This window comes from Mesorhizobium sp. 01N446, from assembly GCF_056399285.1.
The window spans coordinates 132,520-151,751 of the sequence record NZ_JBFTRA010000005.1; the positions used below are offsets into that span (position 1 = coordinate 132,520).

Sequence of the window (19,232 nt, forward strand, 5' to 3'; positions counted from 1 at the left end):
TTCCGAGACCAACGGGCTCAGCGGGGAAGGACGCTTGAGCCCATCAGCGCCTCGTCGATCGAGCGCGCCGCCTGGCGGCCTTCGCGGATCGCCCAGACGACCAGCGACTGGCCGCGGCGCACATCGCCCGCCGCATAGAGCCGGTCGACGCTGGTCTTGTAGTCGCGGTCATTGGCCTCGACATTCCGGGAGCGGCGGCTGTCGGTGGTGATTTTCATCTCGCCCTCGAGTTCCTTCGCCACGCCCTCCGCCGCCGGTCCGGCAAAGCCGATGGCGATGAAGGCGAGATCGGCGCGGATGACGAATTCGGTGCCGGCGATCGGCTTGCGCTTGTCGTCGACTTCGCAGCACTTGACGCCGGTCAGCTGGCCGTCCTCGCCGATGAATTCGAGCGTCGCCACCTGGAACTCGCGCTCCGCACCCTCGGCCTGCGAGGACGAAGTCCGCATCTTGGTTGCCCAGTAGGGCCAGACGGCGAGCTTGTCTTCCTTTTCCGGCGGCTGCGGGCGGATGTCGAGCTGGGTGACGCGCACCGCGCCCTGGCGGAAGGCGGTGCCGACGCAGTCCGACGCCGTATCGCCACCGCCGATGACGACGACATGCTGTCCGCCGGCAATGATCGGGTGCGACGGCCACGCCACCGACTGGATCGGCTCGCCGCCGACGCGGCGGTTCTGCTGCACCAGATAGGGCATGGCGTCATGCACGCCGCCGAGATCGTCGCCCGGAATGTTGGCCGCGCGCGGCGTTTCCGAGCCACCGCAATAGAGCACGGCGTCATGTTCGGCGAGCAGTTCGGCGACGGGCTTGTCGACGCCGACATTGACGCCGCAATGGAAGGTCACGCCTTCACCCTGCATCTGTTCGATGCGCCGATCGATATAGTGCTTCTCGATCTTGAAGTCGGGAATGCCGTAGCGCATCAGCCCGCCCGGGCGGCTCTCGCGCTCATAGACATGCACGTCATGACCGGCGCGGCCAAGCTGCTGGGCAGCGGCCATGCCGGCGGGGCCGGAGCCGATGATCGCGACCCGCTTGCCGGTCTTCTTCTCCGGCGGATAGGGCCTGATATGCCCGGTCTCGTAAGCCTTGTCGGCGATTGCCTGTTCCACCGTCTTGATGGCGACCGGAATGTCTTCGAGGTTCAGCGTGCAGGCTTCCTCGCAAGGCGCGGGGCAGATGCGGCCGGTGAACTCCGGGAAATTGTTGGTCGAATGCAGGTTGCGGATCGCGTTGTCCCAGTCCCTGTTATAGACGAGGTCGTTCCAGTCCGGGATCTGGTTGTGGATCGGGCAGCCCGTCGGCCCGTGACAGAACGGAATGCCGCAATCCATGCAGCGCGCGGCCTGTTTCTCGACCTCCTTGTCCGACATCGGCAGCGTGAACTCGCGGAAGTGCCGGATGCGGTCGGAGGCCGGCTGGTACTTGTGCACCTGCCGGTCGATTTCGAGAAAGCCTGTTACCTTGCCCATAGTCCAGTTCCTGCTGTCCAGATGGTGCGGTTTTCGCCGCACCCGTTAACCTCTTGAGGCAGCCATGGCAACCTTGCGCCCGAGGTCAAACTGTCGATGAAGGGGGCCGGGAAGCCTGGGCTCCCCGGCAATTCTCTTAAAATCTATTCGGCCGCGACGCCCATGCGCATGCGTTCCATCTCGATCAGCGCGCGGCGGTATTCGACCGGCATGATCTTGCGGAATTTCGGCCGGAACGTAGCCCAGTCGTCGAGAATCTCGCGGCCGCGCACCGAACCCGTATAGTGCACGTGGTTCGAGATCAGCTGGTAGAGCCGTTCCTCGTCATGGCTGGTCATGTCGCCGGACACGTCGACGCGGCCCTTGTGGTCGAGATCGCCGCCATGGTGCAGCAGCCTTTCCATCAGATCGTCTTCTTCCGGTACCGGCTCCAGCTCGACCATGGCCATGTTGCAGCGCTCGGCGAAATCGCCCGCCTCGTCCAGCACATAGGCGACGCCGCCCGACATGCCGGCGGCGAAGTTGCGGCCGGTCTTGCCGATGACGACGACGACACCGCCGGTCATGTATTCGCAGCCATGGTCGCCGACGCCTTCGACGACGGCGGCAACGCCCGAATTGCGCACCGCGAAACGCTCGCCGGCTACACCGGCGAAATAGGCTTCGCCCTCGGTCGCGCCATAGAGCACCGTATTGCCGACGATGATGGAGTCGGCCGCGACGATCCTGGCCTCTTCCGGCGGCCGGATGACGATGCGCCCGCCCGACAGGCCCTTGCCGACATAGTCATTGCCGGCGCCGACGAGTTCGAACGAGATGCCGCGCGCCAAGAAGGCGCCGAAGGACTGGCCGGCGGTACCGGTCAGCTTCACCTGGATGGTGTCCTCGCGCAGGCCCTTGTGCTTGAAGCGCCTGGCCACTTCGCCCGACAGCATGGCGCCGGTCGAACGGTCGACATTGCGGATGTCGACCTCGATCTTGACCGGCTGCTTGGCCTCAAGCGCCGGCTTGGCCAGCTCGATCAGCTTGCGGTCGAGCACGTCGTCGATCGGATGCTTCTGCCGTTCGGTCCAGTGCACCGCCTCATGCGGCGCATCGGGCTTGTAGAACATCTTCGCGAAGTCGAGGCCGCGCGCCTTCCAGTGCTGGATCACGTCGCGCTTTTCCAGCAGATCGCTGTCGCCGATGATCTGGTCGATATGGGTGTAACCCATTTCGGCGAGCAGCCCCCTCACCTCTTCCGCCACGTAGAAGAAGAAGTTGATGACGTGCTCGGGCGTGCCCTTGAAGCGCTTGCGCAGCACCGGGTCCTGCGTGGCGACGCCAACCGGACAGGTGTTGAGGTGGCACTTGCGCATCATGATGCAGCCCGCTGCGATCAGCGGCGCGGTCGAGAAGCCGAACTCGTCGGCGCCGAGCAGCGCACCGATGATGACATCGCGCCCGGTGCGCAGGCCGCCATCGACCTGCAGCGCAACGCGCGAACGCAGGCCGTTCAGCACCAGCGTCTGGTGCGTCTCGGCCAGGCCCATTTCCCACGGGCTGCCGGCATGCTTGAGCGAGGTCAGCGGCGAGGCGCCGGTGCCGCCATCATAGCCCGAGATGGTGATGTGGTCGGCGCGCGCCTTGGCGACACCGGCCGCGACGGTGCCGACACCGACTTCCGACACCAGCTTGACCGACACGTCGGCCGCCGGGTTGACGTTCTTCAGATCGTAGATCAGCTGCGCCAGATCCTCGATCGAATAGATGTCGTGATGCGGCGGCGGCGAGATCAGGCCGACGCCCGGCGTCGAATGCCGGACCTTGGCGATGGTCGCGTCGACCTTGTGGCCGGGCAACTGCCCGCCCTCGCCGGGCTTGGCGCCCTGCGCCACCTTGATCTGCATGACGTCGGAATTGACGAGGTATTCGGCCGTCACGCCGAACCGACCCGAGGCGACCTGCTTGATCGCCGAGCGTTCCGGGTTCTTGCCGCCGCCGGGCAGCGGCAGATAGCGGTCGGCCTCTTCGCCGCCCTCGCCGGTGTTCGACTTGCCGCCGATCTGGTTCATGGCGCGCGCCAGCGTGGTGTGCGCCTCCCTGGAGATCGAACCGAACGACATCGCCCCGGTCGAGAAGCGCTTGACGATCTCGGCCGCCGGCATGACGTCGCTGAGCGCGACCTTGTTGCGGCCGGTGTCCTCAGCCAGCCTGATCTTGAACAGGCCGCGGATGGTCTGCGCGCGCGCCGTCTCGCTGTCGATCTGCGCCGAATAGTCCTTGAACGTCTCCCACGAGCCCTGGCGCACGGCGTGCTGCAAGGTGGCGACCGCGTCGGGCGACCACATATGCGCCTCGCCGCGCATGCGGAAGAGATATTCGCCGCCGACTTCGAGGCTGTTGCGCAGCACCGGATCGTTGCCGAAACCGTCCGTGTGGCGGCTGACGGTTTCGCCGGCGACCTCGTCCAGCCCGACGCCTTCGATCAGCGTCGCCGTGCCGGTGAAATACTTCTCGACGAAATCGGTCTTCAGCCCGATGGCGTCGAAGATCTGCGCGCCGCAATAGGACTGGTAGGTCGAGATGCCCATCTTGGACATCACCTTGAGGATGCCCTTGCCGATCGACTTGATGTAGCGCGACACCACCTCGTAGGCGTCGACCTCTTCCGGCAGCTCGCCGCGCTTGTGCATGTCGAGCAACGTATCGAAGGCGAGATAGGGGTTGATCGCTTCGGCGCCATAGCCGGCAAGGCAGCAGAAATGGTGCACTTCGCGCGGCTCGCCGGATTCCACGACCAGGCCGACCGAGGTGCGCAGCCCCTTGCGGATCAGGTGATGATGCACCGCCGCCGTCGCCAGCAGTGCGGGAATGGCGATGCGGTCCGGGCCGAGCTGGCGATCGGACAGAATGATGATGTTGTAGCCGCCGGCGACCGCCGCCTCCGCCCGCTCGCACAGGCGATCGATGGCGCCCTGCATGCCGGCAGCGCCCTCATTCGAGCCATAGGTGATGTCGATCGTCTTGGTGTCGAAACGGTCCTCGGTGTGGCCGATGGAACGGATCTTTTCCAGATCGCCATTGGTCAGGATCGGCTGGCGCACTTCGAGCCGCTTGCGGCGCGAATTACCGACCAGGTCGAAGATGTTCGGCCTGGGACCGATGAAGGACACCAGGCTCATCACCAGTTCCTCGCGGATCGGGTCGATCGGCGGGTTGGTGACCTGGGCGAAGTTCTGCTTGAAATAGGTGTAGAGCAGCTTCGACTTGTCCGACATCGCCGAGATCGGCGTGTCGGTGCCCATCGAACCGACGGCTTCCTGGCCGGTGGTCGCCATCGGCGACATCAACAGCTTGGTGTCTTCCTGGGTGTAGCCGAACGCCTGCTGGCGATCGAGCAGGCTGACATCCTTGCGCAGCGCGCGCGGTTCGACCGGCTTCAGATCTTCCAGGATGAGCTGCGTGTTGGCGAGCCAGGTCTTGTAAGGGTGCCTGGTGGCGATCTCCGACTTGATCTCCTCGTCGGGCACGATGCGGCCCTTGGCAAGATCGATCAACAGCATGCGGCCAGGCTGCAGCCGCCACTTCTTGACGATCCTCTCCTCCGGCACCGGCAGCACACCGGCCTCGGAAGCCATGATGACGCGGTCATCGTCGGTGACGATGTAGCGTGCCGGGCGCAGGCCGTTGCGGTCGAGCGTGGCGCCGATCTGGCGGCCATCGGTGAAGGCGACCGCCGCCGGCCCGTCCCACGGCTCCATCAGGGCGGCATGGTATTCGTAGAAAGCCTTGCGGTCGGCATCCATGAGCTTGTTGCCGGCCCAGGCTTCCGGGATCAGCATCATCATGGCGTGGCTGAGGCTGTAGCCGCCCTGGAACAGGAACTCGAGCGCGTTGTCGAAGCACGCCGTGTCGGACTGGCCGTCATAGGAGATCGGCCAGAGCTTCGAGATGTTGTTGCCGAACAGTTCGGAATCGACTGATGCCTGGCGCGCCGCCATCCAGTTGTTGTTGCCGCGCACCGTGTTGATCTCGCCATTGTGGGCGACCATGCGGTAGGGATGCGCCAGCTTCCAAGACGGGAAGGTGTTGGTCGAGAAACGCTGGTGGACAAGAATCAGCGCGGTCTCGAAGCGCGAATCCTTGAGGTCCTTGTAGTAGGCGCCGACCTGATAGGCCAGGAACATGCCCTTGTAGACGATGGTGCGCGCCGACAGCGACACGCAATAGGCGCCGATGTCCTTGTTGTCGTTCTCGGCATAGATGCGGCCCGAGATGACCTTGCGAAGCAGATAGAGCCGGGCCTCGTATTCCTCGTCATCGGGAATGTCAGCCGTACGGCCGATGAACACCTGGCGGTGGAACGGCTCGGACGCGACGATGTCGGGCGCCTTCGACAGCGATGAATTGTCGACGGGCACGTCGCGGAAGCCGATGAGCGGCAGGCCTTCGGACTGCGCCGATTCGGCGATGATGTCCTCGATATGGGCGCGAAGTGCCGCGTCCTGCGGCATGAACCAGTGTCCGACGCCATATTGGCCCGCGGGCGGCAGTTCGACGCCCTGGGCGGCCATCTCCTCACGGAAGAACTGGTCGGGAAGCTGCACCAGCACGCCGGCGCCGTCGCCGACCAGCGGGTCGGCGCCGACGGCGCCGCGATGCGTCAGGTTTTCAAGCACGGCAAGGCCGTCCTTGACGATCTGGTGCGACTTCACGCCCTTCATGTTGACGATGAAGCCGACGCCGCAGGCATCATGTTCGTTGCGCGGATCGTAGAGGCCCCGAGGGGCAAAAGCGGTTTGGCCGATGTCGGTTCGGCCAGTCTCGGTTCGCCCAGTGTTGGTTCGGGACGTATTTTTGACGGCAGCCGCTTTCGTCTGCGCGGCCTGGCCGTTCGTCGCAGAGAGCGTCATGTCCGTCATTGTCCTATCCTCCATTCCCAGCCCTTCAGGCGCTGGCCAGTTCTTCGGTCGCTAATTTGCCTCGGCAAGCGCTTGGCTCACCCTGATCCTTGCGGCACGTCTTGCGAAATCCTTGCCGAACCAGGCGGCTTTCCGCATGGTTCGCATCTGGTATCGTACAGGCCAGAGTCTGGCCGTCCACCTGTCGCTCGCAGCAACAGCCGGAGAGGCCAATATGTTACGCCAATCCAGCCTATTTTGTGCGACAAAATAAGACAGCACTACTGTCCTAAATTTTTATGGCAGAATTCCCCGACGCACACAAGACCGATTCACAAAAAACTTGGGCTTTCAGCGACATAAAATTACGTGAAGTTGAGGGGAAACGTAAGCTTAAGTCGCCGATCCCCACCCCTTCGGCTTGGCTGGCTTTAACGGTTTTCCGGCGCCTGGCCCTTGCGGTTGGCGCGTGGAACCGTTCAACTCCGCGCTGATTTCCCCAAAACCCCGATCTTCCCCAGACATAGGCAGTTGCATGTTCTTCGCTTCCGACAATTGGGCAGGCGCCCATCCCAATATCGTTGCCGGCCTGTCGGCCGCGGCCGGCGGCTTTGCCACCGCCTATGGCGACAGCGCACTCGACCAGACGGTCTACCAGCGCTTCAATGAGATTTTCGAGCGTGAGGTCGCGGTGTTCTTCGTGGCGACCGGCACCGCCGCCAACGCGCTGTCGCTGACCGCCTTCAACAAGCCCGGCGGCATCTCATTCGCGCACCGCGAATCGCATGTCATCGAAGACGAGTGCGGCGCACCCGAGTATTTTTCCGCCGGCGCGCGCTTGCATGCCATCGACGGCGCCCTGGGCAAGATCGACGCGCACAATCTGGAGCGGACCATTGGCCGCTTCGCGCCCGAAATCGTCCACTGGGGACGGCCAATGGCGGTCTCGATCACCCAGTCGACGGAGGTTGGCACCATCTACGGCCTGAATGAGATCGAGACGATTTCGGCCATCGCCAAACGGCATTCCGTGCCGCTGCACATGGATGGCGCCCGCTTTGCCAATGCGCTGGTCGCGCTCGACACGACGCCGGCCGAAATGACCTGGAAGCGTGGTGTCGACATCCTGTCCTTCGGCGGCACCAAGAATGGCTGCTGGTGCGCCGAGGCGATCGTGCTGTTCGACCTCGACCGCGCCAGGGAACTGGCCTTCCTGCGCAAGCGTGCCGCCCAGCTGTTTTCGAAGTCGCGCTTCGTCGCGGCGCAATTCGAAGCCTATTTCAAGGACGGCCAGTGGCTCGACACCGCGCGCCACGCCAACGCCATGGCCGCGCGCCTCGCCGCGGCGATCGAGGATTCGGCCCACGCCAAGCTGGCCTGGCTGCCGCAGGCCAACGAGGTGTTCGCGGTGATCAAGAAGACCGAAGCCGAGAGGCTGCAGGCGACGGGCGCCGCCTTCTACGACTGGCACAAGCCGCATGGCTTTGACGGCCATGTCGGCGAGGACGAACTCCTCTACCGCTTCGTCACCAGCTTCGCCACGTCAGCCGAGGAAGTCGACCGCTTCGGCCAATTGATCGCCGGGTAATCGGTCCCCGAACAACAAAAAAGCGGCGCCTTTCGGCGCCGCTTTCGTCTCGGGAGGAGACACTTCTATTCCTGGGCTACATTACGCAGCGGTCTTGGCCTCGATCTGCTTGGCCTTGGCCGGAGCCGAGGTGATCGCGATCTTGCGCGGCTTCAGTTCCTCGGGAATGTTGCGCTTGAGGTCGACGAAGAGCAGGCCGTTCTTCAGCGCGGCGCCGACGACTTCAACGTGGTCGGCAAGCTGGAAGCGGCGCTCGAAAGCCCTGGAGGCAATGCCGCGATAGAGCAGCTCGGAGCCTTCGCCAGTACCCTCGTCCTTGCGCTCGCCCTTCACGGTCAGCACGTTGCGGTGGGCTTCGATCGAGATTTCCTCGTCCGAGAAGCCGGCGACCGCCATGGAGATCCGGTACGAATCCTCACCGGTGCGCTCTATATTGTAGGGCGGATAGGTCTGCGCGCCATCGGGCTGCGCAAGCGAATCCAGCATGGTGAACAGACGGTCGAAGCCGACGGTCGAACGGTAAAGCGGGGAAAAATCAACGTGACGCATGAGGTGTTCTCCTGTTGAGCAACATGGTTTGCGTATGGCCGGTGCGAAACCCGTAAGCGGCGTTTCGGGAAGACCAGCGGTCCCGACATTGGCGACCGCATTCCACATTTGGGGAGCGCCCGAATGCATTTCAAGATTTCGCCGGGTGGCAAAAAACCGCGCCGCCTTCCCCTTGATGAACGGCAGATGAACCGGACCTTCGGCGCGCGTTCAGACGGGTGCCGCTACAGTGATCCCAAGATCAAGGATTGGCGGCGCTGGATCTTGCACAGGCGCCGCAACGAGGCCGAACCGGGTGTTAACGTCCCTTCCTCCCGGATCGACAGGGGCCGGAAGCACGCCTTCGAGCGGCTTCCGGCCTTCCCCGTTACAGTCCCGGCATAAGCCGGATTTGCTTTGCTTTTGGTGCGTTGGCGTCTATCACCTTGACGAGGCCAGCCGCGACAGACTGGCACCCGAAGACGCCGAGCACAAAGCGCCGCATGACGGACCTTCTCCACGACACGCCGCTTTTCCACGAAACCGAGGGCAATCCGCGACCGGAAAACGCCACCGGCGGCTTTTTCATCACGCGCGACCGCAAGAAGATCCGCTATGGCCTGTTCGCGGCGGCGACACGTCCGCTGCGGGGCACCGTGGTACTGCTGTCCGGCCGCAACGAGTGCATCGAAAAATATTTCGAGACCATCCGCGACCTTGCGGCCCGGGGCTTTGGCGTCGCCACGCTCGACTGGCGCGGCCAGGGTGATTCCGACCGGCTGATCCGCGATCGCCAGCGCGGCTATGTCCGCTCCTTCCGCGACTACACGGCCGATCTGGAGCAGTTTTTCGAGGAGATCGTGCTGCCCGATTGCCGCGGGCCTTATTACATACTCGCCCATTCAGCCGGAGCCGTGATCGCGCTGCTTGCCGCGCCATCCATGGTGAACCGCGTGCGGCGCATGGTGCTGATCGCGCCTTTCCTGACGTTGCCTGACCTGCCGGTCTCGATCCGAACCGTCCGCCGTGTCTGTTCGGTTCTCTGCGCTTTGGGGCTGGGCCGGCTCTATGCCGCCTGGGGTCCTCGGCCCAGACACACGCTGCCTTTCGAAGCCAACAAGGTGACGTCGGATCCGCAGCGCTATCGCCGCAACACCCGCATCTACGAAGAGTATCCGCGAATGGCGCTCGGCGGTCCGACGATCCGCTGGCTGCAGGCGGCTGCGAAGGCGTCGGAAGTGGTCAGCGACCCAGACTTCATGGCAAGGATCCAGGTGCCTGTGCTGATCTTCGCCGCCGGCGCCGACAAGGTCGTCTCGACCAGGGCGGTCGAGGCCTACGCCAGAAGCCTGAGGCTCGGTTCGCTGCTGATGATCGACGGCTCCAAGCACGAAATCCTGCAGGAGGTCGACCTTTACCGCGAACAATTCCTCGCTGCCTTCGATGCCTTCATCCCCGGCTCGGACGACCCGACGGCCTGACCGGCGCCGCGGCTCCTTCACGGATCGGCATAGCTGACACACCGTTGTCAGGATGATCGACCGGCCGCTCCTCGCGGCACGCAAACCGCTAAAGATTCTGACAGCCCGTGCCGGCTCCGAAATGCTCATCTCAATGCGTCGAATTGAACGCCATGGAGATGAGATCATGACCGAGAAAACCTGCGCCGCCTGCGACTGCCAGCTCGATGCCAACCCGATCCGCGTCAAGGTCGGCGGCAAGTCCGTCGAAGTCTGCTGCGAGGAATGCGCGACCGCGCTGAACGAGGCCGGGGCCTCGGCGGCCAGCGTGAGCGAGGGTTGAGCCATGCGCACCGATCACGCAGCGGCACAACGCCTGGCTGGCCAGGCCCCGGCGCCGCCAGCCCGCACCGAAACGAGCCTGCGGGCCTTGCACGCCCGGTGTATCGCGGCAGCGAGATGGATCGCCCGCCAGATGGAGAAGCGCCGAAGCCGGCTTGCCTTGCAGGAAATGACAGATGAACAGCTCAAGGACATCGGTCTGTCGCGCGGCCAGGCCTATTCGGAATTCAGGCGCCGTTCGTGGGACTGAGCAGCTCACGGAGAAAGTCTCCTGACAGGATTGGACAGGCTGCGTGCGTAAAATGCCCATCGCAATGCCGGGATCATTTTCCGGTTTGAGGGATGAGCACAATGGCCATGTCGCAATTCAAGGTTCAGCTCCTTCTGGACACCGGCATCGTCAAGGTGCGGGATGTGGTCTGCAGCGGCGAATGTCGGCACAGGAGCGATGAGGAATGCACGTCGGCGACGCATCTGGTGTTTCCCTACCGCGGCGTCTTCGTGCGTCATGTCGGCCGCAATGACGCGGTCGCTGAAGCCAACCAGCTGCTGTTCTTCAACGAGGCCGAGCCTTACCAGGTCAGCCATCCCATCGAGGGCGGCGACGCCTGCCTCGACCTCGTCATTGAGGAAGGCCAGTTGCGCGAGCTGGCGCCGAAAGAGCAGTTGCGCGCCGGTGGCCTCCTGGGGTTTCGTCGCCAGCGCCGGCGCATCGATCCCCGTGCGCAGGCGCTGGTGGCGCTGCTGCGCCACAGCCTGAGCCGCGGCGTCGCCGAAACGCTGGAGGCCGAGACGCTGGCGCTAACCTTGGTACGGCGCTCGCTCGGCGAGCGCACTTCGCATGTCGCGGGCGCCAGCCCCGGGCGGCAAAAGCTGGTCGACCGCGCCAAGCTGGTGCTTGCGTCGGACCTGTCGCGGCGCTGGACGCTGGCCGAGATCGCCGCCGAGGTCGGCGTCTCGCCGGTCTACTTGACGCAGATGTTCCAGCAGGTCGAGGCCATGCCGCTCTATCGCTATCACCTTCGCCTGCGGCTGGCGCGCGCGCTCGACCTGCTTGGCCGCTACGACAATCTGACGACTTTGGGCATGGATCTGGGCTTTTCCAGCCACAGCCATTTCAGCGCGTCTTTCAGACAGGCCTACGGCCGCACTCCGGCGGAGTTCCAGCGCTCGATCCGATCGCGCTGATGCGACATCTCAGGGAAAACGAAAATATCAGCCGCGCAGGGCAGCCATGGCGGCGGCGTGAAGCTCCGGCGTCGCCGCCGCCAACACGTCGCCGCCCTTTTCGGCCGGTCCGCCATCGAAGGTGGTGACGACGCCGCCCGCCTTCTCGATGATCGGGATCAGCGCGACGATGTCGTAAGGTTTCAGGCCGGGATCGGCGACGATGTCGACGCTCCCCGAGGCGATCATGGCGAAGGCATAGCAATCGGCGCCGTAGCGGGCGAGCTGCACTTGTTTCTCGAACGCATCATAGCGCGTGCGCGCCTCGCCCTTGTACAGCGCCGGCGTGGTGGTGAACAGCGTTGCGTCAGCAAGGCTGGTTGTCTTGCGGGTAGAAAGCTTGCGCGGTCCGCCCGGCCCCTCATAGTGCGAGCCCGAGGCATTGGCGTAGAACAGCTCGCCGGTGAAAGGCTGCGCCATCATGCCGGCAACCGCGTCGCCGTCGACCGTCAGCCCGACCAGCGTCCCCCACACCGGCAGGCCGGAGATGAAGGCGCGCGTACCGTCGATCGGATCGATCACCCAGACATGCCGGCTGGAGATGTTTTCGCTGCCATGCTCCTCGCCGAGAATGCCATGGTCGGGATACTCACCCGATATCAGCGCCCGGATGGCGCGTTCGGTCTCACGGTCGGCTTCCGTGACCGGGTCGAAACTGCCCTTTTCCTTGTTGGCGACGGCACCCTGGGCACGAAAGCGCGGCAAGGTCTCGGCCGCTGCCGCCTGCGCGATGCGGCGCATGAAATCGATGCTGATGTCCAACTGATTCTCCCGCGTTGCCGAGTGCCCAACCGGGCTCTGCCGACACTTTCCCGCCAAAACAAGCCTGTTTATCGATTTATTCGCAGCGACACTTGTTGCCCAAATGTCACATCCGCGTCATCGAAACGCAATTTCCACATCACTCTGAATTAAAAAAGCCTGAACGTCGCTTGACATTTGTGCACCGCACAATACCCTCGACCTCGGACAGGGTTTCCTGTCCATGCCCTCCTTGGGCGTTTCCTCCCTAGACTTCGACCGTATCGTGCAAACGATGCGGTCTTTTTTTACCCCCTGCGCCCCGGGCCGGCTATTTCACTCCGCGGCCAGCGGCAGGTCGATGAAGTGATGGTCGGGCATCGACATCAGATCCGCCGAAAATCGCGTCAGATCGTCGGCCAGCGCGTCGAAACCGGCAGTCTTCTCGAACGTCCGCTCATTCATGTAGAGCCCGCGATTGACCTCGATCTGCAGCGCATGCAGATGGCGTGCCGGACGGCCATAATGTTCGGTGATGAAGCCGCCGGCATAGGGCTTGTTGTGGGCGACGGTATAGCCCATTGCGGTCAGCAGGCCGATCGCGGTCTCGGTCAAGGCAGCGGTGGCCGAGATGCCGAAACGGTCGCCGATGATGAAGTCCGGCCGCAGGCCGCTGTCGCCGACGCGGATGCTTGCCGGCATCGAATGGCAGTCGATCAGCACGGCAAAGCCGAAACGGGCGTGCGTCCTGGTCAAAAGCCGCTTCAGCGTTTCATGATAGGGCTTGTAGACGGCCTCAATGCGGGCGACGGCTTCGGCGAGCGGCAGGCGGCCGGAATAGATGTCGAGCCCTTCGCCGACCAGCTTGGGCACGGTGCCAAGTCCGCCGGCCACCCGCGCCGAGCGGATGTTGCAGAAGGACGGCACCGGCTCGGCGAACATGCGCGGGTCGAGTTCCCATGGCTCGCGATTGACGTCGAGATAGGCGCGCGGGAAATTCGCCGCCAGCATCGGCGCGCCGAGCGCCACCGCGCCGCCGAACAGCTCGTCGACGTAGCAATCCTCCGAGCGGCGGATAGCGTTGCGGTCGAGCCGCGCCATGGCGAGGAAGCGTTCGGGATAGTAGCGGCCGCTATGCGGTGAATTGAACAGGAAGGGGACGCGCTGTTCGACGCCCGATCGGATTTCGAAGGGTTGAACGACCGAAAAATCCTCGGCTGCCGTCTTCAATTTGCACGAACCCGAAAACACCGATGCATCATCGCATGAAAGTGCCACCTTGCTGGCCGCATGTCCAGCATTTCGCCACGCGCCTCGCCTTGCCGAATGCGGATAATGCTTCGCMGCGTTCACTTGATGTTTACCGTCACCTCCTCATATACAGGATGGTTAACGGGCTGCCTGGGCGGCAGTCTCGGGCGGGTGATTCGGACGGGATATCATGGCACGCATTCTTCTGGCGGAAGACGACGACGATATGCGTCGGTTCCTCGTCAAGGCGCTGGAACGCGCCGGATATCAGGTCAGCGATTTCGACAATGGCGCCAGCGCCTATGAGCGGCTGCGCGAGGAGCCGTTCTCGCTGCTGTTGACCGATATCGTCATGCCGGAGATGGACGGCATCGAACTGGCGCGACGCGCCACCGAGATCGATCCCGACCTCAAGGTCATGTTCATCACCGGTTTCGCCGCCGTTGCGCTGAACCCGGATTCCAAGGCGCCGAAAGACGCCAAGGTGCTGTCGAAGCCCTTCCATCTGCGCGATCTCGTCAACGAGGTCGAGAAGATGCTGCAGGCGGCCTGAGCCGCCTTCCGCTGAGGCATCGCCGCTGCGGCGAGACGACGCCTTCTTTCCTTTTTCTCGCTATTGACGCGCCGGACCAAAAATGGTGTATGCGCGGCTTCGGATGGGCGTGTAGCTCAGCGGGAGAGCACTGCATTGACATTGCAGGGGTCACAGGTTCRATCCCTGTCACGCCCACCATCCTTTCAATAACTTAGCTAAGCCCTTGCTCCGCTTGGCACAGAAACGGCACAGAAACGGCACGATATGTCAGCTCTGACCGCTCTTGAAATCTATGAACGCGACCTGAAGACGCTCGCGGATTCGATCAACCTTGACACGGTGGAATTGGGTCGACCTGACCTGACGCGCGAACAGGAAAAGGCTATCTTGGATCATAGAGCCAAGTGCCTCAGCGAGTCCCGCAAACTGCGCCGGCTCTACGATGAAGCCAAGGCTAAGGCGGGGCCGAAGCGTTAGACCTCGGCCGCGTTCTTTTGGAAATCTACGTGGTGGTGGCCATAGATCTTATCGAGCGTTTTGGCCGACATACCGAGCGCGCCGGCTGCTTCCCAGATGTCGACGCCTGCGAACATCATCCAAGTTGCGCGCGTGTGGCGCAGCACATGCGGCGTAATCGCCGGCTGGCCGGTGACGGCTGGGTCCAGCCACGCATTCTCAATTGCCATGTCCCAAGCCGTTCGAACCGACGCCACGCCGCGCCCCATATAGCTGACGACATGCAGATAGACCGATACGGGTGCGCCGGCCTCCCTGGCGGCTTCGTCACGCGCGATATCGTCGAGCATCCTCCATCGGCGCAAATGTGCGCTGATTCGCTTTCCCAGGCGCACCGGCGGCTGACGCTTTTTCGTTTCCGCAACGCCCTCCCCGCGCCGATGCATAACGCCGCGCTGGATGTCGATCCAGCCGCCGGTGGTATTGGCCATCCATTGGACGTTGAAGATGGCTGCGCGCCGCGATCCCGTGTAGAGCCCGAGCAACATGAAACGCGCCAGATGGCGGTTGATGGCGAACCGATTCCGGCGCCACCGGGTATGTACGCGCCGGGTGGCGACATCAGACCAGAACTCGCAATACCAGCCCAAGGCGCCAGCCAGTAACATCCCGGCTTCGGTCCTGGTAAGCAGCGGTCCCTTGCCGGCGGGACATCAGGCATCGTCACAAGTGGCACCGACGCCAGCGGCCCATGCTCTTTGTGCCAGTGATTGATCGCTTTCGACAGTTCGGCAAGTTCGCGCCTGATCGTGCCATCCTTGACCGTCTCGCCGCGCTGCTTGGCGTAGGCTCGGCATGTTTCGCCGCGCACGTCTGCCAGCGTCTTCGTCCCCCAGAACGGCAGAAGCGCCGCGATGGCGTAACCGCTGCGCTCGGACGATTTCTTATGTGGCGCATATTCGCGCCCGTATGCGGTCAGGACTTCGGCGACCGAGAGGCGAGCGAGATGACTTTCCCGGGAGACTGGTTTGAATTTTTCCGCGATGTACTCGCCGAGCCTTTTTTCAGCTCCTGCGCGATCTGACTCGCCGCAGCCTGTGCGTTCGAAGACCTGGCCGACATCTCGGATGACCCATTCTTTTCGTTTGGGGTCGAGGTAGAGCCGGGCTCCCTTGGCGGGTCTTGGCATTTTGTCATCATTCCTCTCACCGACGAGGGCAGTACAAAATCCGCCCTGCCTATACGCATGATGCTAAGCCTGCCACGGCGCGATTCCGCTCGCAACGTGGCCGGCGTGATCCTGCCTCTGAAGAACAGTTGGCAAGCTTCCTTCAGGGTCAAGGGCGAGTCCTCGAAGGGATCTGGCACGCTCACCCGAACTCACCCGTTCCGTTTTTACGAAATTGCGGTGCTTTCCAAAAATTGCTGGAAAGGGCCAAACCGTCGTCGGCGCTCATTTTCGGCCTCCTGCGGCATGGACAGCCTCCCATTTGGTCAACGCTGCCTCGGTCTTTTCCAGGGCAATCCGGCCCGCGAAAACCAGCAGTTCCGCGTCACTTTCATGAACCCGGTAGTTGCTGTTTTCTGCCGGTGTCTCGAAATGGCTATTGATCCATTCGAGGACGAGGCGAGCAGCCAAGGCGGCGTCTCGAACTTCGCCTTCCAGGTCCATGTGGGTCTTGGTGGCGGCGCTCATTTCGCACCGCCTTTCCCTCGAACATATGCGGCGGGCGATTCTCTCGGGAATTCCCTAGCCGCGCCGACGACACGACCAAGAATGTTGACCGACTTGCCAATATCAGCCGTGGTGTAGCTGATACTGCCAATAACAAAGGCTTCGCAATCCGAGCCGGGCTTGATGAACCGGCCGTTCTGGTCCTTTCTGGTCCGCCGCCACCGCTCCATGTAGGCATGCCCGCCGCACAACTGCCAAACGACGAGGCAACCGTTTTCAAGTTCGGCGAAGGGGTCGATGGTAAGGCATTCCTTCGCGTATTTCGTATCGTGGACGTTTCCCCCAATGACATCGGTGTAGGCGGCCACCTCGTAGCAGAACGGCCCGGCCTTCGAAGGGTCAAAGGGCGTAGTCAATGTCGCGGTCATGCTGCACCGCCTTCGGCCTGGCCCATGGTCTGCACGACGACTTTCATCGTCGCCATGACGTAGCGGTTGACCTCCATCAAGAAGCCGATTTCGAGGCCGGTCACATGGTTCCGGGAAGGCAGGCGTTCTTCCTGCCGCACGCGGCACATGTCGTTGACGATGCAGCCGAGCAGCGTAACGTTTCCGTTGGTCGGATGCCGGCCGATATAGTTGAGGTATTCATGCGCCAGCTCGTGGCCCTTGTCGCAGTCGGTGCTGTACCGCCCGGTGTGTTCGACGTTCCAGTAGCAAATACCGGTGCCGGCGGGCACTTTCCGGTGCATGAACGACAGGTCGTCGGCGGGGTGCGGCTGCTTGGCCGAAGCGCGGCGGGTTTGAACTTTCGCCGCTGCGGTGCTATGTGATGCACGTGTCATTGAAAACCTCACGAGGGTTGATTGACATTGGGGAGCCGCCTTGCCGGGCGGTTTCATTTCGGAACGGCGATCAGTTTGAGCTTGCCGGCTCGCTGGTCGCCGTTTTCGTTTCGTCCATACGATTGCGGATGCACCGCACGATTTCAGAGTTTTGCGAGCTGCCGTTGCGCGCGGCCTGCGATGCGATGAAGGCTTTCACGTCCGCTGGCAGTCTCACCAGAAATTTCGGGTCCACCCGACTCATGCCCTTTCCCTTTCCATTAACCATGGCGAAATATAGCACCGTGCTTTATTGTCGGCAATAGCACCGTGCTATATATCCGGTGGATGGCCCGTGAAGACCCACAGATAAACATTCGAATGCCGGCTTCCCTGAAGCTCCGGCTAGAAGACGCCGCACTGGAATTGGGGCGAAGCGTGACCGCTGAAATCGTGGCGCGCCTGGAGCAGTCATTTGTAGGGCCGAAGCATCCGCCGCAGATCATAATCAGGCTGGAGGCCCTGAAGCCGGGAACACCGACCGTCGACATGCCACTGGGCCAGTTCTTCCAAGCGATGTCCGGCACCATGCGCGAACTGACAGAGGCCAAGAAGACGGAAGAGCGGGCGGAGCGCCGAGTGGAACGAGAGGCTCGTCGCCAGAGCGACCCAGGCCTTTCCGAAACCATCGATTCCGCGCCGGACGACGCCGAAGCGGTCGAACGCGCCGCAAGGGACGTGCTTGCGCGGCGCAAACGGAAATTTGACCCGGAGTAGGTCACGCGCCGACATCCTTCAGCAGGAAGGACATGACTGCATAGGATGCCCGCTCTTCGGTGGTGTTCCCGAGTTCAGCCCCCTCGTACTCGCCTGGCTTCGATGACAGGTAGTGCAGCCAGCCCCACACCATAGCCATCGCCTTAACGCCTTCCAGCGTCTGGGCGCGGTGGCTGACCATATGGTGGGCCAGCTCGGCGCACCGGTCATGGGCACTATCGATTTCCGGAGTGCTGTTCCCGATACTCGCGATCTCGGCTGCATTGAAGGCGGCGCGCTCTGCGGACCAGGCGTTGCGAAATTCGATGCCCAAGGCAAGCAATTCGGCATCGGGTAAAGTGGTAGCCATTTCCATCTCCATCGGTTCGATGAAGCGGATTTAAGCACGACTTAACTCGATTGGTCAAGCGCTACTTGATGTTGATATCAAGCCAGCTTTATCTACTTCGCCGAAAGCGACGGTGTTCCACCATAGTACCGATGATCTCCCCTCCCGACCGGAAACTGGAAGTCGGGATGGTTGGATAGAATGAATTTAGAGGCACTAAGTCATTAGCAGGGTACTTAGATACGTCCCCGATCTCGATCTCGTGAAGAGTAGGACCGGTAGAGTTCGCCTTGAACCGCCGGAAAAGCGCATCGTCGCCTTGGCCTTGTACAAATATCACATAGTCCCCGGGGCCTGGTGCCAAGCCAGCGTCGAAAATCACGAATTCGCCCTGCCTGAACTCCGGCTCCATGCTGTCGTCAGGGACCATGGTCGCAAAAATCAGTCCGGTCGGCCTCCAATGGACCACAAGCTTTATCGAATGTTGCGGCGACGCGAGCTGGCTCCGCCAATTGGCGACTTCAGTGGGCGTCAGTACCGGCGCCACATATTGCGACCCGGAAGATGGCATCCCATACGCGGGCAAAAGGTCGCCTTCTCCGGCAAGGCTCATATCGAGCATATCAGCCAAGAGCATCAAGCGATCGGCCCGCGGGATAGTCTTGTCATTCTCCCATTGGGAAATCGCCTGCACTGAAACGTGCAGCATTTGGGCGACCTGGGCTTGAGAAAAGGCCTTGGCCTCCCTCGCAGCCTTTATTTTCGTACCAAGCGACATAAACAAAAATCCGTTTTCAGCCAGCATCATAAAGCGCGCCTTTATCAATTCAAGCAAGCTGTGCTTGAAATTGTGGTTAAGTCGTGCTTTAAATGTCACCTCCTATCAAGCAAACGGGTGACCCCTCGATGAGTGATGACACCGACGAAAAGAGCGGCTTGGAGCTGGCCGTGGAAGCGCTGGGAGGAACGGCCAAGGCCCTTGCCGAAGCGCTCAAGATATCGCCCCAGGCCGTCAGCCAGTGGGAACAGATCCCAGGCGAGCGGGTGATCGCGGTTGAGCGTCTGACGGGGGTTCATCGCGGGCGCCTGCGCCCGGACCTGTACCCGCCCGAGCTGCCCGATATTGCCATGAGGGCATTGGCATAA

At 62.5% G+C, this 19,232-nt stretch carries 23 protein-coding genes and 1 tRNA gene; 12 read left to right on the forward strand and 12 right to left on the reverse strand.

The window, feature by feature from the left end; genetic code table 11:
* Positions 1-17: 17 nt before the first annotated feature.
* Both AC1DPX_RS19905 and gltB read right to left on the reverse strand, forming a co-directional pair.
* A complete protein-coding gene (locus AC1DPX_RS19905; RefSeq protein ID WP_477239004.1) occupies positions 18-1,472 on the reverse strand; it encodes a glutamate synthase subunit beta in 1,455 nt (484 codons plus the stop codon).
* Between the two features lie 143 nt (positions 1,473-1,615).
* Positions 1,616-6,376, reverse strand: coding sequence for a glutamate synthase large subunit (gene gltB / locus AC1DPX_RS19910; RefSeq protein ID WP_477239006.1), 4,761 nt, complete (start codon positions 6,374-6,376; stop codon positions 1,616-1,618).
* Positions 6,377-6,890: 514 nt separating this feature from the next.
* On the opposite strand from gltB, the gene AC1DPX_RS19915 reads away from it, so the two are divergent.
* Entirely contained in the window at positions 6,891-7,943 is a 1,053-nt protein-coding gene (locus tag AC1DPX_RS19915) for a threonine aldolase family protein (RefSeq protein WP_477239008.1), read from the forward strand.
* Positions 7,944-8,024: 81 nt separating this feature from the next.
* On the opposite strand, the gene AC1DPX_RS19920 is transcribed toward AC1DPX_RS19915, so the two are convergent.
* Positions 8,025-8,492 carry an Hsp20 family protein gene (locus AC1DPX_RS19920; RefSeq protein WP_013893124.1) on the reverse strand — a complete coding sequence of 156 codons (468 nt, stop codon included), beginning with the start codon at positions 8,490-8,492 and terminating at the stop codon, positions 8,025-8,027.
* 123 nt (positions 8,493-8,615) lie between these two features.
* Between AC1DPX_RS19920 and AC1DPX_RS19925 the strand changes: the two genes are divergently transcribed.
* From AC1DPX_RS19925 to AC1DPX_RS19945, 5 genes are all read left to right on the forward strand, one after another.
* Positions 8,616-8,876: a hypothetical protein gene (locus tag AC1DPX_RS19925; protein ID WP_202357992.1), complete on the forward strand. Its 261-nt coding sequence runs from the start codon at positions 8,616-8,618 to the stop codon at positions 8,874-8,876.
* Positions 8,877-8,974: 98 nt separating this feature from the next.
* A complete protein-coding gene (locus tag AC1DPX_RS19930; protein ID WP_477239010.1) occupies positions 8,975-9,952 on the forward strand; it encodes an alpha/beta fold hydrolase in 978 nt (325 codons plus the stop codon).
* Between the two features lie 166 nt (positions 9,953-10,118).
* Positions 10,119-10,274, forward strand: coding sequence for a hypothetical protein (locus tag AC1DPX_RS19935; protein ID WP_202357990.1), 156 nt, complete (start codon positions 10,119-10,121; stop codon positions 10,272-10,274).
* Between the two features lie 3 nt (positions 10,275-10,277).
* Entirely contained in the window at positions 10,278-10,523 is a 246-nt protein-coding gene (locus tag AC1DPX_RS19940; protein WP_202357989.1) for a DUF1127 domain-containing protein, read from the forward strand.
* 107 nt (positions 10,524-10,630) lie between these two features.
* Positions 10,631-11,461: a helix-turn-helix transcriptional regulator gene (locus AC1DPX_RS19945; protein WP_202359305.1), complete on the forward strand. Its 831-nt coding sequence runs from the start codon at positions 10,631-10,633 to the stop codon at positions 11,459-11,461.
* 27 nt (positions 11,462-11,488) lie between these two features.
* On the opposite strand, the gene hisN is transcribed toward AC1DPX_RS19945, so the two are convergent.
* A complete protein-coding gene (gene hisN, locus AC1DPX_RS19950) occupies positions 11,489-12,262 on the reverse strand; it encodes a histidinol-phosphatase (RefSeq protein ID WP_202357988.1) in 774 nt (257 codons plus the stop codon).
* 315 nt (positions 12,263-12,577) lie between these two features.
* Positions 12,578-13,519 carry an N-formylglutamate amidohydrolase gene (locus tag AC1DPX_RS19955; protein WP_202357987.1) on the reverse strand — a complete coding sequence of 314 codons (942 nt, stop codon included), beginning with the start codon at positions 13,517-13,519 and terminating at the stop codon, positions 12,578-12,580.
* 163 nt (positions 13,520-13,682) lie between these two features.
* Between AC1DPX_RS19955 and cpdR the strand changes: the two genes are divergently transcribed.
* The 3 genes from cpdR to AC1DPX_RS19970 all read left to right on the forward strand — a co-directional run bounded on the left by cpdR (position 13,683) and on the right by AC1DPX_RS19970 (position 14,504).
* Positions 13,683-14,045: a cell cycle two-component system response regulator CpdR gene (gene cpdR / locus AC1DPX_RS19960; protein WP_006199474.1), complete on the forward strand. Its 363-nt coding sequence runs from the start codon at positions 13,683-13,685 to the stop codon at positions 14,043-14,045.
* A gap of 105 nt (positions 14,046-14,150) precedes the next feature.
* A tRNA-Val gene (locus tag AC1DPX_RS19965) sits at positions 14,151-14,225 on the forward strand.
* A gap of 66 nt (positions 14,226-14,291) precedes the next feature.
* On the forward strand, positions 14,292-14,504 hold the full coding sequence (locus AC1DPX_RS19970) for a hypothetical protein (RefSeq protein ID WP_477239012.1): 213 nt from the start codon (positions 14,292-14,294) through the stop codon (positions 14,502-14,504).
* On the opposite strand, the gene AC1DPX_RS19975 is transcribed toward AC1DPX_RS19970, so the two are convergent.
* Positions 14,501-15,151 (reverse strand): site-specific integrase, encoded by a 651-nt coding sequence (locus tag AC1DPX_RS19975; protein ID WP_477239014.1) that lies wholly within the window; start codon positions 15,149-15,151, stop codon positions 14,501-14,503. The genes AC1DPX_RS19970 and AC1DPX_RS19975 overlap by 4 nt on opposite strands.
* A gap of 83 nt (positions 15,152-15,234) precedes the next feature.
* On the opposite strand from AC1DPX_RS19975, the gene AC1DPX_RS19980 reads away from it, so the two are divergent.
* On the forward strand, positions 15,235-15,567 hold the full coding sequence (locus tag AC1DPX_RS19980; RefSeq protein ID WP_477239016.1) for a hypothetical protein: 333 nt from the start codon (positions 15,235-15,237) through the stop codon (positions 15,565-15,567).
* A 369-nt stretch (positions 15,568-15,936) separates the two neighbouring features.
* Here the strand turns inward: AC1DPX_RS19980 and AC1DPX_RS19985 are convergent, their stop codons facing one another.
* The 4 genes from AC1DPX_RS19985 to AC1DPX_RS20000 form a co-directional block, all read right to left on the reverse strand.
* A complete protein-coding gene (locus tag AC1DPX_RS19985; RefSeq protein ID WP_477239018.1) occupies positions 15,937-16,179 on the reverse strand; it encodes a hypothetical protein in 243 nt (80 codons plus the stop codon).
* Positions 16,176-16,586 (reverse strand): hypothetical protein, encoded by a 411-nt coding sequence (locus tag AC1DPX_RS19990; protein WP_477239020.1) that lies wholly within the window; start codon positions 16,584-16,586, stop codon positions 16,176-16,178. Before AC1DPX_RS19990 ends, AC1DPX_RS19985 begins: the two co-directional genes overlap by 4 nt.
* Positions 16,583-17,002 (reverse strand): hypothetical protein, encoded by a 420-nt coding sequence (locus AC1DPX_RS19995; protein ID WP_477239022.1) that lies wholly within the window; start codon positions 17,000-17,002, stop codon positions 16,583-16,585. Before AC1DPX_RS19995 ends, AC1DPX_RS19990 begins: the two co-directional genes overlap by 4 nt.
* A 70-nt stretch (positions 17,003-17,072) precedes the next feature.
* Positions 17,073-17,246, reverse strand: coding sequence for an Arc family DNA-binding protein (locus AC1DPX_RS20000; RefSeq protein ID WP_477239024.1), 174 nt, complete (start codon positions 17,244-17,246; stop codon positions 17,073-17,075).
* An 83-nt stretch (positions 17,247-17,329) separates the two neighbouring features.
* On the opposite strand from AC1DPX_RS20000, the gene AC1DPX_RS20005 reads away from it, so the two are divergent.
* Positions 17,330-17,758 (forward strand): Arc family DNA-binding protein, encoded by a 429-nt coding sequence (locus AC1DPX_RS20005; protein WP_477239026.1) that lies wholly within the window; start codon positions 17,330-17,332, stop codon positions 17,756-17,758.
* Between the two features lies 1 nt (position 17,759).
* Here AC1DPX_RS20005 and AC1DPX_RS20010 read toward each other — a convergent pair whose 3' ends face one another.
* Together AC1DPX_RS20010 and AC1DPX_RS20015 are read right to left on the reverse strand one after the other, a co-directional pair.
* Positions 17,760-18,107: a hypothetical protein gene (locus AC1DPX_RS20010; protein ID WP_477239028.1), complete on the reverse strand. Its 348-nt coding sequence runs from the start codon at positions 18,105-18,107 to the stop codon at positions 17,760-17,762.
* 88 nt (positions 18,108-18,195) lie between these two features.
* Positions 18,196-18,963 carry a helix-turn-helix domain-containing protein gene (locus AC1DPX_RS20015; RefSeq protein ID WP_477239030.1) on the reverse strand — a complete coding sequence of 256 codons (768 nt, stop codon included), beginning with the start codon at positions 18,961-18,963 and terminating at the stop codon, positions 18,196-18,198.
* 29 nt (positions 18,964-18,992) lie between these two features.
* Here AC1DPX_RS20015 and AC1DPX_RS20020 point away from each other — a divergent pair, with 29 nt between their 5' ends.
* On the forward strand, positions 18,993-19,232 hold the full coding sequence (locus AC1DPX_RS20020) for a Cro/CI family transcriptional regulator (protein ID WP_477239032.1): 240 nt from the start codon (positions 18,993-18,995) through the stop codon (positions 19,230-19,232).